The organism is Citrobacter freundii complex sp. CFNIH4 (assembly GCF_002934505.1).
Lineage (GTDB): Bacteria > Pseudomonadota > Gammaproteobacteria > Enterobacterales > Enterobacteriaceae > Citrobacter > Citrobacter freundii.
Genome location: NZ_CP026231.1, coordinates 4,729,704 through 4,745,695 on the forward strand (window position 1 = coordinate 4,729,704; position 15,992 = coordinate 4,745,695).

The window sequence follows — 15,992 nt, forward strand, 5'->3', positions numbered from 1 at the left end:
CGTCGTGAAGCGACCAGCGATCATAATGGTTTGCCTGCTACTGCAGGCGTGCTCAGCCACTACCGAAGGGCTGGGTCATTCGCTGTGGGATAGCGTGTTTGGTACTCCCGGCGTACAGATGACAGACGATGAAATTCAAAACATGCCTTACGCCAGCCAGTACATGCAGCTCAACGGCGGTCCCCAACTGTTTGTGGTACTCGCGTTTGCAGAAAACGGACAGCAGAAATGGGTGACTCAGGATCGGGCTATTCTCGTCACGCAGCATGGGCGCATTGTGAAAACGCACCTTGGCGGGGACAACCTAATCGAGGTGAATAATCTGGCGACAGACCCGCTCATCAAGCCAAATCAGATAGTCGACGGCGCAACGTGGACCCGCACGATGGGCTGGACTGAACATCAGCAGGTACGCTATGCCACCGCGCGCTCGGTTTTCACATGGGATGGCGCCGACACCATCAAAGTCGGCAGCGATAACACGCCGGTACGGATCCTTGATGAAGAGATCACCACCGATCAAACGCTCTGGCATAACCGCTACTGGGTAGACAGTGACGGCATGATTCGCCAGTCGGAACAGTATCTTGGCGCAGGTTTCTTCCCGGTGAAAACCACGCTGATTAAGGCGGCAAAACCATGATGAAACAAATGATTACTGCGCTGACATTCAGCCTGTGCGCGGCATCTGTTTTTGCTGCGGGCAGCGTAAAAGTGATTACGACAGGTAGCACAGAAGCAAAAACGCTGACCGGGGCTGAACATCTGCTCGACCTGGTTGGACAGCCGCGGTTGAGCAATAGCTGGTGGCCAGGTGCGGTTATCAGCGAAGAGCGGGCAACAACTGAGGCACAACGTCAGCAGCAGGCATTACTGGCTCGTCTGGCGGCGTTGAGCGCTGAAGCAAGCGGTGATGATGCTGGCGCTATCAACGCATTACGCCAGCAAATTCAGGCGCTGAAGGTGACCGGTAGACAGACGATTAATCTCGACCCGGATGTAGTACGTACCAGTGAGCTAGGCAACCCGCCGTTGCAGGGCAATTACACACTGTGGGTCGGACCGCAGCTCACGTATATCACGCTGTTTGGCCTGCTAAGCCACCCGGGTAAACAGCCTTTTATACCCGGACGTGATGTTGCCAGCTATCTCGATGGGCAGCATCGGCTCAGCGGTGCGGATCGTAGCTACGCCTGGGTTGTCTATCCCAACGGACGCACACAAAAAGTACCGATCGCCTACTGGAACAAACGTCACATTGAGCCGATGCCCGGCAGCATCATTTTTGTCGGGTTGTCGGACTCTGTCTGGAGCAGCACCCCGGATGAAATCAATGCCGACATTCTTCGCACCCTGACCCAGCGGATACCCGAATAATGAGAAAAACTTATCTGCTCAGCCTGTTGGCGCTGGGTATCAGTGCGGCCTGTCACGGTGAAACGTATCCTGCGCCGATTGGTCCTTCCCAGTCCGATTTTGGCGGCGTGGGGCTGCTGCAAACCCCAACCGCACGCATGGCGCGTGAGGGCGAAATGAGCCTTAACTACCGCGATAACGATCAGTACCGCTATTACTCTGCGTCGGTGCAGCTCTTCCCGTGGCTGGAAACCACGCTGCGCTATACCGATGTGCGTACCAAACAATACAGTAGCGTGGAGTCGTTTTCTGGCGATCAGACTTACAAGGATAAAGCTTTTGATCTCAAACTACGTCTGTGGGAAGAGAGCTACTGGATGCCGCAGGTGGCAGTTGGCGCGCGAGATATTGGCGGAACGGGCCTGTTCGATGCGGAGTATATTGTGGCGAACAAAGCCTGGGGACCGTTTGATTTCTCACTCGGTCTTGGCTGGGGATACCTCGGGACCAGCGGCAACGTCAGCAATCCGTTTTGCTCATACAGCGATAAATTCTGTCATCGCGATAACAGTTACAAGCAGGCGGGTTCCATTGACGGCAGCCAGATGTTCCACGGCCCGGCGTCGCTGTTTGGCGGCGTGGAATATCAGACACCCTGGCAGCCGCTGCGTCTGAAACTGGAGTATGAGGGTAATAATTACCAGCAGGATTTTGCGGGCAAGCTGGATCAGAAGAGCAAGTTTAACGTCGGCGCTATTTATCGCGTCACCGATTGGGCCGACGTTAACCTCAGCTATGAGCGCGGCAACACCTTTATGTTTGGGGTCACGCTGCGGACTAACTTCAACGACTTGCGACCAAACTATAACGACAACGCCCGCCCGAAATATCAGCCGCAGCCGCAGGATGCCATCCTGCAACATTCGGTGGTGGCGAATCAGCTAACGCTGCTGAAATACAATGCCGGGCTGGCTGATCCTAAAATCCAGGTGCAGGGCGATACGCTGTATGTAACAGGCGAACAGGTGAAATACCGTGATTCGCGCGAGGGGATCGAGCGTGCCAACCGGATCGTGATGAACGATCTTCCTGACGGGATCCGCACGATCCGTATTACGGAAAATCGCCTTAACTTGCCGCAGGTGACGACCGAAACAGAGGTTTCCAGCCTCAAGCGCCATCTGGAAGGCGAGCCGTTGGGCCATGAGACTCAGCTGGCGCAAAAACGCGTGGAGCCGGTGGTGCCGAAAACGACCGAGCAGGGCTGGTATATCGATAAGTCGCGCTTCGATTTCCACATCGATCCGGTGCTTAACCAGTCGGTGGGCGGCCCGGAAAACTTCTATATGTATCAGTTGGGCGTGATGGGTACGGCGGATTGGTGGGTGACCAATCATCTGCTGACCACCGGGAGTTTGTTCGCCAATCTCGCCAATAACTATGACAAGTTTAACTACACCAACCCGCCGCAGGATTCGCATTTGCCGCGTGTGCGTACCCATGTACGTGATTACGTGCAAAACGATGTTTACGTGAATAACCTGCAGGCCAACTACTTCCAGTCACTCGGCAACGGCTTTTACGGACAGGTGTACGGCGGCTATCTGGAGACCATGTACGGCGGCGCGGGGGCAGAAGTGCTGTATCGTCCGCTGGACAGCAACTGGGCGTTTGGTGTTGATGCCAACTACGTGAAACAGCGTGACTGGCGTAGCGCGCAGGACATGATGAAATTCACCGACTACAGCGTGAAGACCGGGCATTTGACCGCGTACTGGAATCCTTCTTTCGCCCAGGATGTGCTGGTGAAAGCCAGCGTGGGTCAGTATCTGGCCGGGGATAAGGGCGGAACGTTGGAGATCGCCAAACGCTTCGACAGCGGTGTCGTGGTGGGTGGTTATGCGACTATCACTAACGCCTCGCCGGATGAGTATGGCGAGGGTGATTTTACTAAAGGGGTGTACGTTTCCGTGCCGCTGGATCTGTTCTCGTCTGGTCCGACCCGCAGCCGTGCGGCGATTGGCTGGACGCCGTTAACACGTGATGGCGGTCAGCAGCTTGGGCGTAAGTTTGGTCTGTACGATATGACCAGCGATCGCAGCGTGAATTTTCGGTAATCGAGCCGTTTGCCAGCCGGATGGCGCTACGCTTATCCGGCCTACAAAGTGCCTGTATTGCAGGCCGGATAAGGTATTTAAGCCGTCATCAGGGAAGTTACAGGCGACGCAATAATTTTGCCGGGTTTCCCGCGTACACGCCTTTCTCGGTGATCGATTTGGTCACTACGCTTCCTGCGCCGATGACCGCGCCATCGCAGACAGTGACCGCCAGAATGGTCGCCCCGCTGCCGATCGAAACATCGTCGCCAATCGTAATGCGTCCCCAGCTGTTGCGGTCGGCGTTGGGTTTTCCTTCGCGGAACATATCGTTGGCGAACATCACGCCATGCCCGATAAAACAGCGGGAACCGATGGTGACATATTCGCAGATGAAGGTGTGCGACTGAATTTTGCTGTCTGCGCCAATCTGCGTGCTGCCCTGGATTTCAACAAATGGTCCGACAAAAACGTTGTCTCCCAATGTGCAATCGTAGAGATTGGCAGGTTCATAAATCACCACGTTCTCACCGCAGGTAACGTTGCGGACAGCGGATTGTCTTAGCTGCATAATTCATCCTGTGAAATGTATCGTGGCATTCATCATTCTCCGTTGACCTTTCTTGCACAAAATATAAACAAAAAATGTAGATCTCTGTCACATTTTTGCGTTATACAGGAACCTCGCCACTGAGTAAGAGGTGCTGCTATGACGTCGCTATCTCGTCCGCGCGTGGAGTTTATCTCCACTATTTTACAGACCGTGTTGAATCTGGGACTGCTGAGTCTGGGCCTGATCCTGGTTGTATTCCTCGGGAAAGAAACGCTGCATCTGGCGGACGTGCTGTTCGCCCCGGAACAAACCAGCAAGTATGAGTTGGTGGAAGGGCTGGTGGTTTACTTCCTCTACTTTGAATTTATCGCGTTGATTGTGAAGTACTTTCAGTCAGGGTTTCACTTTCCGTTGCGCTACTTTGTCTATATCGGGATCACCGCGATTGTGCGGTTGATCATCGTCGATCATAAAGCGCCGATGGATGTGCTGATCTATTCTGCAGCGATCCTGCTGCTGGTGATCACCCTGTGGCTGTGTAATTCCAAACGGCTGAAGCGAGAGTAAAAGACAACACGCCGCAATCGGGCTGCGGCGTGTAGACGTAGTTAATTATTGGCAAATATCTTAATCAGGCTGGTACTACTTGCTTTCATTTGCTGCTTCCATCATGAGCTGTTGCTGCTTTTCTTTGGATAAGCGAGCAATGCCAAAACCAGTGAAACCCCATAACGTCGCAAAGAAAATGCCACTCCAGCAGAGAATCGCCCACGGAAGATAGCTTAATGTTGCAACACCAAGCGTACCTGCCATGTAGGCTCCCGCCGCAGTCCAGGGCAGAATCGGCTCGAATATGGTGGCAGAGTCTTCTACTGTCCTTGCCAGATTTTTTGGGTGTAGCCCACGCTCAATATAAGCGCTTCGTAGCATTTCAATCGGAATCAGGATTGAGATCTGACCATTACAGGTCACGCTAATCATTGTTAAACCACAGGCAATAGTCGCAAGAATCATGGTTCCTGTGGAATGAACTAGTTTAAGTAGGTTGTGGACAATGACTTCTAAAGCACCGCTCAGAGCCAATGTTCCCGCAAATGAAAGGGCGCAGAAACAAATCAGCAGCGTACTCATCATCGAGTTCATGCCACCACGGTTAAGCAAATTACCCAGTAGGGGATTAACATCTTTATCGGCAAGCATTGAAACGTTAAATCCGTCTACGGCGCTTTTTACAATATCGTGCAGAGTGAAACCCTGAATGACGCTGGCGTTGATCATGGCAACCAGTGCCGAAACTAACATAATTGGAATGGTTGGTTTCTTGGTAATCGAGCCGTACAGGACAATAGCAATGGGTAACAGTAACAACAAATTAAAATGGTAAATACCCTTTAATCCCTCTGTAATTAACTGAACTTTATCGGGAACGGTTGAGCCGCCGAGATCGCCATTCATACCATAGAGAGTCATGACAACAGCAGAAAGGATCAAGGAAGGAAGGGTTGTGTAAAGTAAATGAGCGATATGTTCATAGAGATCTATCTGGGCGGCCATCGCTGCCAGGTTAGTGTCACCAGAAAGGGGAGACAGTTTGTCCCCGAAGTAAGCTCCCGCCACAATAGCCCCAGCAGTTGCTGCCAGATTAGCCTCCATTCCGATGGCCACGCCCATAAACGCTACACCGACTGTGCCCGCTGAGCCCCAGGATGTTCCTGTGCACACAGAGACGACTGCAGTGACAAGCAGGGCTGTCACATAGATCATTGAAGGGTTTATCAGATTAAGGCCGTAATAAATCATCAGCGGAATAGTACCGCCTATCATCCATGTCCCAATCAGTAGGCCCACGCTGATCAAAATTAAGAGAGCGGGCATCGTTTTGGCGATTTTCTGCGAAATTGATTCAAGGACTGCGTTGTAGCCGTACCCCAAACGCTTAACCAATAGTGCCGCAATGACGGTCGAAAGGACCATTAATGGCTCAGGTGGTAGATCGAAAGCCGCATAACCAACCCCCAGCAATAAGACCATCGCCAGTATCGGTAACATTGATTCCACCAGAGTTGGTGTTCTTGGAGTATTGTTATTATTCATGGAGGGAAACTCCTTTAGTGTAGGGTATGCTCTGATAAATCCGTTCAAATGCTTCTTTAAGAATGGTTCTCGGCGTGGCAATGTTCACACGGAAAAAACCAAGTCCTTCATCGCCAAAATCTGATCCCCAACTCATCTCAACACCTGCGAGCGAAACAAACCAATGGCGTAGCTGCTCTTCGCTGATGTTCATCGCTCGGTAGTCAATCCACAACATGTAAGTTCCGCCACCAGAGGCTAAAACCCAGTCTGGAAAATGAGTCTGGCAAAAGGATTGAACCCAACTCCTGTTTTCGGCTAAATAATCTTTTAATGCTGCTAACCAAGAATCACCATGGCGGTAAGCACAGAGAAATGCAGGAACAGAGAAATAACCAGGATTATGGATACCTGCTGCAATAAGAGCTGATTTAAACTTTTCTCGACACTTATCATTAGCAATAACAATATTGGCGATTTCAAGTCCGGCCATATTGAATGTTTTTGCCGGAGATGTACAAATAAACGAGTTTTGTGCAACGTATGAACTTATCGAAGAAATTGTTTGATGTTGTTTTTTGATGAAATTGAAGTCTGCATGAACATCATCAGAAATAATAAAAACGTTGTATTTCTCTGCTAATGAAGCTATTTTTCTTAGATTATCTTCTGACCAGATTGTTCCTGTTGGATTATGCGGCGATATTAGAATGAAACAACAAGCCGTTTTAAACTTATCTTCGAGATCCGCAAAGTCTATTTCATAGGAGCGGTCACGATAAAGCAACGCACTTTCCAGCAATACTCTATGGTTGACTTCAACTGCATGGCTAATAGGATGATAGGCTGGTGCCAGGCTGACAATAGCATCTCCCGGTTGGGTAAAATTCTGGATATATAATGAAACGGCTTGTACCACTCGTGGGCAAAAAACAATGTGTTCAGGGTTGACCTTCCACGAGTAATGGCGTTGATACCACTGTGCTGTCACTTGCTGCCAGTCATCACTTAATAATGTATAACCGTAGATACCTTTCTGATTTGCGACTGATAATTCAGAAACCATAAAATCAGCTACCGGGATATCCATATCAGCTACAGATAGAGGGATGATTTCACGCCCCTTGTTATTATATTTAGCGCTATAGGTTCCGTCGCGTGAAATAACTTTATCAAAATTATAAACTTTCATATTTGTTACTCGCCCGATTTCATCTTTAGAGTAATGTAATATTTCGAGGGTGGAAGTGTTATTCTGTATTTTGTTTTCGTCATTATGAAAATTTGCATATGTGATGCTTATCACAAAGATGTTAACTATCTGTCAATAAAAATAATCCGGCGAGTGTAAACGTTTTACATCGCTTAACCGCCTGTAATTTACATAAAAAAAGGGCGCTCCGTAGAGCGCCGAATAACAGTCACAGGTTGGGATAACATAAGTTGAGGGTTGCAGTGGCATTGCCCGTTGCCGGGCAGTTACTTCGGTAAAACTTAACCTTTCACACCACCTGCCGTCAGTCCGTTGACCAGCCAGCGCTGCGCCAGCAAGAACACCAGAGTGATCGGAATGGCTGAAAGTACAGCTGCGGCGGCAAAGTCGCCCCACAAATAGTTCTGTGGATTGAGGTACTGCTGCATACCTACCGCGAGGGTATAGCTGTTCACATCACGCAGCAGCAGTGACGCGACCGGTACTTCGGTAATAGCGGCAATGAAAGACAAAATAAACACGACCGCCAGAATCGGAACGGAAAGTGGTAGCAGCACCAGGCGGAATGCCTGCCACGGCGTTGCGCCATCCAGCGCGGCCGCTTCTTCCAGCGAACCGTCGATGGTTTCGAAATAACCTTTAATCGTCCATACATGCAACGCAATACCGCCAAGATAGGCGAAGATCACGCCGCCGTGCGTGTTCAGGCCGATAAACGGGATGTACTGGCCCAGGCGGTCAAACAAAGCATACAACGCGACCAGAGACAGCACCGCCGGGAACATCTGGAAAATCAGCATCCCTTTCAGCAGGGTTGCTTTGCCCGGGAAACGCATACGGGCAAAGGCGTAAGCACAGGTGGTGGAAAGCGTCACGATACCGATCGCGGTAATGCTGGCTACTTTCACCGAGTTCCACAGCCATAACAATACCGGGAATGGCGGTGGCGTCACGCGGCCATCCGCGTGTTCAACGCTAAAGCCCAGTGCCAGTTTCCAGTGTTCCCAGGAGATGTTTTCCGGGATCAAACTGCCGGTGGCAAAGTTACCTTCGCGCAGCGAGATAGCGATAACCATCAGCAACGGGAACATGATCGCCGCGATGAAAATCAGCAGCAGCAGGTGCGTTGTTAAGAGACGCAGTTTCTGAGATTTGGGTTGTACCATAGCCATGTTCGTTGTCTCCCTTAATCAAACTTCATACGTGTGGCTTTCAGGTTCACAATCGCCAGCGCACCCACCAGCAGGAAGATCAGCGTGGCAATCGCCGCCGCCAGACCGAAGTCCTGACCACCGCCGCCTTCAAAGGCGATACGGTAGGTGTAGCTCACGAGCAGGTCGGTATAACCGGCTGGCGTGGTGGTGCCGAGTCGGTCCGGGCCACCGTTGGTCAACAGCTGAATCAGCACGAAGTTGTTAAAGTTAAAGGCGAAGCTGGCGATCATCAGCGGTGTCAGCGGCTTAATCAGCAGCGGTAGCGTTATCTTAAAGAAGTTCTGGAACGGACCTGCACCATCCATCGCCGAGGCTTCATACAGATCGTCAGGAATCGCTTTCAGCAGACCCATGCACAGGATCATCATGTATGGATAACCGAGCCAGGTGTTGACGATAATAATCATCGAACGCGCGGTGGTTGGGTCGCTGAACCAGGCCGGTTTGATACCAAACAGTGCGCTCAGCATCATGTTGATTTCACCAAAGCTCTGGTTGAATAAGCCCTTGAAAATCAGAATCGAGATAAACGACGGTACGGCATACGGAAGAATCAACAGGACACGGTAAATCGCTTTGCCTTTGAGAGACTCCCACTGTACGAGACAGGCCAGCACCATCCCCACAGCAACGGTGAGGATCACGGTCAGAACGGAGAAGACCACCGTCCAGACAAAGATGGCGAAGAACGGTTTCTGGATGCCTTCGTCGGTAAACACGCGAGTGAAGTTATCCCAGCCGATGGCAACGGTATAGCCTGGACTGAGTTTTTCGCTACCCCAGTTACCGTCAGCGTTAATCGCCTGATAATAACCAATATCGTTATTGGCGCGGTATTTTACGCCGCTCTGGCTGTTGGTGAGCGTACCGTCATCAGCAAGCGTATAAAGTGGCTGCGTGCCGGAGAACTGGCGCAACGAGCTCATAATCACTTTGCTTTCATCCGGCAGGATGGCGGTCAGTTGGTTCAGCGCCTGGCGATTCTGCGTGATGATGCGCAGCGTCCCACGCTCGCCCGCTGGCAAAGCATCCGTTTCTTTCAGTTGCAGTTTCTGTTCGCCGCCAAATTTGAAGGCGTCGGAAACATAATTCTTGCCGGTTTCACCGTCGGTGAGAGCCAATTGCCACTCATCACCCGCCGGATACAGGCCAAAGTTGTAGGTTTTCCCAGCCTGATACGAACGATCCATCAGGACTTCCTGAGCACGTTCAAAGGTCAGTTGGTTAGTACTGCTGTAGTTGGTAAAGGCAATGGCGATCGTACAAATCAGCGGAAACAGGACAAACAGCCCCATACCGGCAACGCCCGGGTAAACATAGCGCCAGGCATAGGCTTTACGGTTAGCGAAAATATACAGGCCAGCAGAGCTTAAAATCAGCGTCATGATGGCAAACAGGTACTCCCCCTGAGCGTACATCAAAACAACAAGGTAACCGACCAGCAGCCCAAGCAGACCCATCACTGACCATTTCAGCGTGTCGCTTTGCCACCAGTGTTTCTTTTTAATGACATCCATGGGGTTCAATCCTCAACAACAATGAAAACCTGTTGGTCAGCGTGCCTGATGGCGCTGCGCTTATCAGGCCTACAACACACCGTAGGCCGGATAAGGCATTTATGCCGCCATCCGGCACGTGTGCTACAGCATTACTTGGTGATACGACCTTGTGCATCTTTCAGCGCGGCATCGACGGTCTGACGGCCGCTGGCTGCGTTGATCACTGCGGTACGAACGGCATACCAGAATGCGGACATCTGTGGGATGTTCGGCATGATTTCGCCTTTCTGGGCGTTATCCATGGTGGCGGCGATGCGTGGGTCTTTTGCTAACTGATCCTGGAAGGATTTCAGCGCAACGGCGCCCAGCGGCTTGTCCTTGTTCACTTCATCCAGACCCTGATCGGTCAGCAGGTAGTTTTCGAGGAACTCTTTCGCCAGTTCTTTGTTCGGGCTGGCGGCGTTGATACCGGCGCTCAGAACGCCAACAAACGGTTTAGACGCTTTGCCTTTGAAGGTTGGCAGCAGCGTGACGCCGTAGTTGATTTTGCTCTTGTCGATGTTGGACCACGCCCACGGACCGTTGATGGTCATCGCGGTATCACCTTTGTTAAAGGCCGCTTCGGCGATGGAGTAATCGGTATCCGCGTTCATGTGTTTGTTCTTGATCAGGTCAACCAGGAAGGTCAGACCCGCTTTCGCGCCGGCGTTATCCACGCCCACGTCTTTCACATCGTACTTGCCGTTTTCAAACTTGAATGCGTAACCGCCGTCGGCGGCAATCAGCGGCCAGGTGAAGTACGGCTCTTGCAGGTTGAACATCAGCGCGGATTTACCTTTCGCCTTCAGTTCTTTATCCAGTGCAGGAATTTCTTCCCAGGTTTTCGGTGGGTTTGGCACGAGGTCTTTGTTGTAAATCAGCGACAGCGCTTCAACCGCGATCGGGTAGGCAATCAGTTTGCCGTTATAGCGTACGGCATCCCAGGTGAACGGATAGAGTTTGTCCTGGAACGCTTTGTCAGGCGTGATTTCAGCCAGCAGGCCAGACTGAGCGTAACCGCCAAAACGGTCATGAGCCCAGAAGATGATGTCCGGGCCGTCGCCGGTCGCGGCAACCTGCGGGAATTTCTCTTCCAGTTTGTCCGGGTGCTCAATAGTGACTTTGATCCCGGTGTCTTTCTCGAATTTTTTGCCCACTTCAGCGAGGCCGTTATAGCCTTTGTCGCCGTTAATCCAGATAACCAGCTTACCTTCTTCAATCTTGGCGAGAGCCGAGGCGGAAAACATCATCGTCGTTAATGCAGACAATGCGAGGATGCGTGCGCCAGTTTTGATTTTCATAGTTCCCATCCTGTTTGGTGATTTTGCAGAGGTGGCTTAACGGTTACTAGTTTCTTTATACGACAACCTCTTTCCATCCTCCTTACCCCTACGCCCCACCCGCTCTTTATGTGATCTGTGTTACATAAATGTGAGTATTGCGTACTGGCGCACATAAAAACCCACCGATTTTTGCAGGCTGCATCACGAAATTCCTCTGAGGCAGGTAGCCCGGGTCTCAGACGCTGCTCTCTCATCCTCCCGCCTCCTCCCCCATAAAAAAGCCGGGGGGTGGAGGATTCACGCAGTCAAGTGATCGCGCATAGTCAGCCCATCATGAATGTTGCTGTCGATGACAGGTTGTAACGAAGGGAGAAGGGCATGGCGAGCGTACAGCTGCGAAATGTAACAAAAGCCTGGGGTGACGTGGTGGTATCGAAAGATATCAATCTCGACATTCACGAAGGGGAATTCGTGGTGTTTGTCGGACCGTCAGGCTGCGGTAAGTCGACCTTGCTGCGTATGATCGCCGGGCTTGAAACCATCACCAGTGGTGACTTGTTTATCGGGGAGACCCGGATGAACGACATTCCGCCCGCCGAACGCGGTGTGGGTATGGTCTTTCAGTCCTACGCGTTATACCCCCATTTATCTGTCGCGGAAAACATGTCATTCGGCCTCAAACTGGCCGGGGCGAAAAAAGAGGTGATGAACCAACGTGTGAACCAGGTTGCGGAAGTTCTGCAACTGGCACACCTGCTGGAGCGTAAACCAAAAGCGCTTTCCGGCGGACAACGTCAGCGTGTGGCGATTGGCCGTACGCTGGTCGCCGAACCGCGTGTATTCCTGCTGGACGAACCGCTGTCAAACCTCGACGCCGCGCTGCGCGTGCAGATGCGTATTGAAATCTCCCGCCTGCATAAACGTCTTGGTCGCACGATGATTTACGTCACCCACGATCAGGTCGAAGCGATGACCCTGGCTGACAAAATTGTGGTGCTGGATGCCGGTCGCGTAGCGCAGGTCGGTAAACCGCTGGAGCTATACCACTACCCGGCTGACCGCTTTGTTGCCGGGTTTATTGGCTCGCCGAAGATGAACTTCCTGCCGGTGAAAGTCACCGGGACGGCCATCGATCAGGTGCAGGTTGAACTGCCTAACCGCCAGCAAATATGGCTCCCGGTAGACAGCCATGCGGTGCAGGTTGGCGCCAACATGTCTTTAGGTATCCGCCCGGAACATCTGCTGCCCAGCGATATCGCCGATGTCACCCTCGAAGGTGAAGTGCAGGTGGTCGAGCAGCTTGGTCACGAAACACAAATTCATATCCAGATCCCCGCCATCCGTCAAAACCTGGTTTACCGCCAGAACGACGTGGTGTTGGTAGAAGAGGGTGCCACATTCGCTATCGGCCTGCCGCCAGAGCGTTGCCATCTGTTCCGTGAGGATGGCAGTGCATGTCGTCGGTTGCATCAAGAGCCGGGTGTTTAAGGTATCCCATTAAAAAAAAGCGCAAAACCGTCAAGGTGAAGCGTTTAAAGAAAAGCAATGATCTCAGGAGATAGAACGATGATTACTCTGCGCAAACTCCCTCTGGCGGTTGCTGTGGCGGCAGGCATTATGTCTGTTCAGGCAATGGCTGTGGATTTCCATGGCTATGCACGTTCCGGTATTGGCTGGACGGGTAGCGGCGGTGAACAACAGTGTTTCCAGGCAACCGGCGCCCAAAGTAAATACCGTCTTGGTAACGAATGTGAAACCTATGCGGAAATTAAATTAGGTCAGGAAGTGTGGAAAGAGGGCGATAAGAGCTTCTACTTCGACACTAACGTTGCCTATTCCGTCGCACAGCAGAATGACTGGGAAGGGACTGACCCGGCCTTCCGTGAAGCCAACGTGCAGGGTAAAAACCTGATTGAATGGCTGCCAGGCTCCACTATCTGGGCAGGTAAGCGCTTCTATCAGCGTCATGATGTTCACATGATCGACTTCTACTACTGGGATATTTCAGGTCCTGGTGCTGGTATTGAAAACATCGATCTGGGCTTCGGTAAACTGTCTCTGGCCGCGAGCCGTTCACAGGAAGCGGGTGGTTCATATGCTTTCAGCAGCCAGAATATATATGATCGTACCAAAGACACCGCCAACGACGTATTTGACGTTCGTTTAGCACAGTTGGCAACTAACCCGGATGGGATGTTGGAATTGGGCGTTGACTATGGCCGTGCGAATACCACCGATGATTACCACCTGGCAGACGGCGCATCTAAAGATGGTTGGATGTTCACCGCTGAACATACCCAGAGCATGCTGAAGGGCTACAACAAGTTTGTTGTTCAGTACGCGACAGATTCTATGACCACTCAGGGTAAAGGTCTGAACCAAGGGTCTTACGGTTCATCCTCCTTCACCGTTACTAACCCAGACGGTAGTAAAACGAATTACGCCAATAACGTTATTAATAACAACGGTAGCCTGTTCCGCGTACTTGACCACGGTGCAATCTCCCTGGGCGACAAATGGGATCTGATGTACGTCGGTATGTACCAGAACCTCGATATGGATAACGACCTGGGGACCGAATGGTACACCGTCGGTATTCGTCCGATGTACAAATGGACACCGATCATGAGCACCCTGCTGGAAGTCGGTTACGACAACGTCAAATCTCAGCAAACTGGCGATCGCAACAGCCAGTACAAAATCACCCTGGCGCAACAGTGGCAGGCTGGCGACAGTATCTGGTCCCGCCCGGCAATTCGTGTCTTTGCAACCTATGCCAAATGGGATGAAGAGTGGGGCTACGTTAAAAATGGTAACGACGTAACCAAATACGCCGCTGCAACCAACTCTGGTATCAGCACAACCAGCCGTGGCGACAGCGATGAGTGGTCCTTCGGTGCCCAGATGGAAATCTGGTGGTAATTCAGCACTAACCTGACGTAAAGACCGAAAGAGGGGCGCCAGCCCCTCTTGATTACGGTTTAGCGCGCTATTGCCTGGCCACCGCTGAACCCATGCTATCTGAGGTGATAACAATGAAAATGAAGAAAAGTCTCGTTGCCCTTTGTTTATCTGCAGGGTTATTTGCCAGCGCGCCTGGCATCAGCCTGGCCGATGTAAATATTGTTCCGCAGAACACCACCGCGGCTCCAGCTATTCCCACTGCTGCGCTACAACAGTTAACCTGGACGCCGGTTGATCAATCCAAAACCCAGTCGACACAGCTAGCGACAGCGGGTCAGCGTCTGGATGTTGCTGGTATTACTGGCCCAGTCGCTGCGTACAGCGTACCCGCGAATATTGGTGAGTTAACTCTGACGCTGACCAGTGAAGTCAACAAACAAACCAGTGTATTTGCACCAAACGTTTTAATTCTTGATCAGAACATGACGCCATCTGCGTTCTTCCCCAGCAGCTATTTCACCTACCAGGAACCCGGCGTGATGAGTGCCGATCGTCTGGAAGGCGTAATGCGTCTGACGCCAGCGCTGGGCCAGCAAAAGCTCTATGTTCTGGTCTTTACCACAGATAAAGATCTCCAGCAGACCACGACCCTGCTTGACCCGGCAAAAGCCTATGCCAAGGGTGTAGGTAACGCTGTTCCGGATATTCCTGACCCGATCGCCCGTCATACCACCGACGGTCTGCTGAAGCTGAAAGTCAAAACCAGTTCCTCCTCCAGCGTGCTGGTAGGGCCGCTGTTTGGCTCATCCGGCCCTGGCCCTGTCACGGTGGGTAATACCGCAGCGCCTGCAGTTACTTATGCGGCTCCGGCGGCAGCCGTTGCTGCTCCAGCGCCACAACCGGTGAAGAAAAGTGAGCCGATGTTAAATGACACGGAAAGTTATTTTAACCAGGGCATTAAGGATGCCGTGGCGAAAGGCGATGTCGATAAAGCGCTGAAGCTGCTTGATGAAGCTGAACGTCTGGGATCCAAATCTGCCCGATCCACCTTTATCAGCAGTGTAAAAGGCAAGGGGTAAACGTCTCCCCGCAGTGCTGATTTTGCAACAACTGGTGCGTCTCCTGGCGCACCTTTTTTTATCCTTCGGTGCTAATTGTTACACTTATGTTGCTCTGACGATCACTTAATTGTGTTTGCTCACCCCGTAATGCATTTTCTGCGATACAATGCCTTCAGGTTATAAATCGGAGAGTAAGGCATGCCACACCCTGCGTTAACGCAACTGCGTGCGCTGCGTTATTTTGATGCGATCCCAGCGCTGGACCCCCAACTGCTCGACTGGTTGTTACTGGAAGATTCCATGACCAAACGTTTTGAGCTGCAGGGGAAAAAGGTCACCGTAACGTTGATTCGCGAAGAATTCGTTGGGCAAAATGAGGTGGCTGAAGAACTGACGCTGCTGCCTAAAGAGTCTCGCTATTGGTTACGTGAAATCCTGTTATGTGCGGATGGTGAACCCTGGCTTGCCGGACGGACCGTGGTGCCTGAATCAACCTTGTGCGGCCCTGAACTGGCCTTACAGAACCTGGGGAAAACCCCGCTCGGACGCTACCTGTTTACGTCATCGACATTGACCCGAGATTTTATTGAGATTGGCCGCGATGCAGCGCTATGGGGGCGTCGTTCCCGCCTACGGCTGAGCGGTAAGCCGCTGATGCTTACCGAGCTTTTTCTGCCTGCATCGCCGTTGTACTGAGAGGA

The 15,992-nt window shown here is 51.8% G+C and carries 14 protein-coding genes and 1 pseudogene; 9 read left to right on the forward strand and 6 right to left on the reverse strand.

Features of this window, described 5'->3' with window-relative positions; genetic code table 11:
• The first annotated feature begins 4 nt into the window (after positions 1–4).
• Genes C2U41_RS24200 through C2U41_RS24210 form a run of 3 tightly spaced genes read left to right on the forward strand, consistent with a single transcriptional unit; the run spans position 5 to position 3,473 of the window.
• A complete protein-coding gene (locus C2U41_RS24200) occupies positions 5–643 on the forward strand; it encodes a YjbF family lipoprotein (protein WP_003841387.1) in 639 nt (212 codons plus the stop codon).
• Positions 640–1,377, forward strand: coding sequence for a capsule biosynthesis GfcC family protein (locus tag C2U41_RS24205; protein ID WP_103849043.1), 738 nt, complete (start codon positions 640–642; stop codon positions 1,375–1,377). Before C2U41_RS24200 ends, C2U41_RS24205 begins: the two co-directional genes overlap by 4 nt.
• Entirely contained in the window at positions 1,377–3,473 is a 2,097-nt protein-coding gene (locus tag C2U41_RS24210; RefSeq protein ID WP_103849042.1) for a YjbH domain-containing protein, read from the forward strand. The genes C2U41_RS24205 and C2U41_RS24210 overlap by 1 nt, the downstream gene beginning before the upstream one ends.
• Positions 3,474–3,570: 97 nt before the next feature.
• Here the strand turns inward: C2U41_RS24210 and C2U41_RS24215 are convergent, their stop codons facing one another.
• Positions 3,571–4,023: an acyltransferase gene (locus tag C2U41_RS24215; protein WP_032938205.1), complete on the reverse strand. Its 453-nt coding sequence runs from the start codon at positions 4,021–4,023 to the stop codon at positions 3,571–3,573.
• A 138-nt stretch (positions 4,024–4,161) separates the two neighbouring features.
• On the opposite strand from C2U41_RS24215, the gene psiE reads away from it, so the two are divergent.
• Entirely contained in the window at positions 4,162–4,572 is a 411-nt protein-coding gene (gene psiE / locus C2U41_RS24220; protein ID WP_003031674.1) for a phosphate-starvation-inducible protein PsiE, read from the forward strand.
• A 75-nt stretch (positions 4,573–4,647) separates the two neighbouring features.
• On the opposite strand, the gene nhaC is transcribed toward psiE, so the two are convergent.
• The 4 genes from nhaC to malF all read right to left on the reverse strand — a co-directional run bounded on the left by nhaC (position 4,648) and on the right by malF (position 10,022).
• On the reverse strand, positions 4,648–6,099 hold the full coding sequence (nhaC, locus tag C2U41_RS24225; RefSeq protein ID WP_103849041.1) for a Na+/H+ antiporter NhaC: 1,452 nt from the start codon (positions 6,097–6,099) through the stop codon (positions 4,648–4,650).
• Positions 6,092–7,270, reverse strand: coding sequence for a MalY/PatB family protein (locus tag C2U41_RS24230; RefSeq protein ID WP_032948311.1), 1,179 nt, complete (start codon positions 7,268–7,270; stop codon positions 6,092–6,094). The genes nhaC and C2U41_RS24230 overlap by 8 nt, the downstream gene beginning before the upstream one ends.
• A 302-nt stretch (positions 7,271–7,572) precedes the next feature.
• A complete protein-coding gene (gene malG / locus C2U41_RS24235) occupies positions 7,573–8,463 on the reverse strand; it encodes a maltose ABC transporter permease MalG (RefSeq protein ID WP_003031677.1) in 891 nt (296 codons plus the stop codon).
• 14 nt (positions 8,464–8,477) lie between these two features.
• Positions 8,478–10,022, reverse strand: a complete 1,545-nt coding sequence (gene malF / locus C2U41_RS24240; protein ID WP_071687404.1) for a maltose ABC transporter permease MalF — start codon at positions 10,020–10,022, stop codon at positions 8,478–8,480.
• 41 nt (positions 10,023–10,063) lie between these two features.
• Here malF and C2U41_RS30225 point away from each other — a divergent pair.
• Positions 10,064–10,138, forward strand: a pseudogene (locus tag C2U41_RS30225) (hypothetical protein); the annotation flags it as partial.
• 15 nt (positions 10,139–10,153) lie between these two features.
• Here the strand turns inward: C2U41_RS30225 and malE are convergent.
• The gene (malE, locus tag C2U41_RS24245; RefSeq protein ID WP_003031680.1) at positions 10,154–11,344 is read right to left on the reverse strand and encodes a maltose/maltodextrin ABC transporter substrate-binding protein MalE; all 1,191 of its coding nucleotides are present in this window, start codon (positions 11,342–11,344) and stop codon (positions 10,154–10,156) included.
• 360 nt (positions 11,345–11,704) lie between these two features.
• On the opposite strand from malE, the gene malK reads away from it, so the two are divergent.
• From malK to ubiC, 4 genes are all read left to right on the forward strand, one after another.
• Entirely contained in the window at positions 11,705–12,814 is a 1,110-nt protein-coding gene (gene malK / locus C2U41_RS24250) for a maltose/maltodextrin ABC transporter ATP-binding protein MalK (RefSeq protein WP_003031682.1), read from the forward strand.
• 78 nt (positions 12,815–12,892) lie between these two features.
• Positions 12,893–14,248, forward strand: a complete 1,356-nt coding sequence (locus C2U41_RS24255) for a maltoporin (RefSeq protein ID WP_003031683.1) — start codon at positions 12,893–12,895, stop codon at positions 14,246–14,248.
• Between the two features lie 113 nt (positions 14,249–14,361).
• Positions 14,362–15,309 carry a maltose operon protein MalM gene (malM, locus tag C2U41_RS24260; protein ID WP_003841372.1) on the forward strand — a complete coding sequence of 316 codons (948 nt, stop codon included), beginning with the start codon at positions 14,362–14,364 and terminating at the stop codon, positions 15,307–15,309.
• A gap of 180 nt (positions 15,310–15,489) precedes the next feature.
• Entirely contained in the window at positions 15,490–15,987 is a 498-nt protein-coding gene (gene ubiC, locus C2U41_RS24265; protein ID WP_003844713.1) for a chorismate lyase, read from the forward strand.
• The last annotated feature ends 5 nt before the right edge of the window (positions 15,988–15,992 follow it).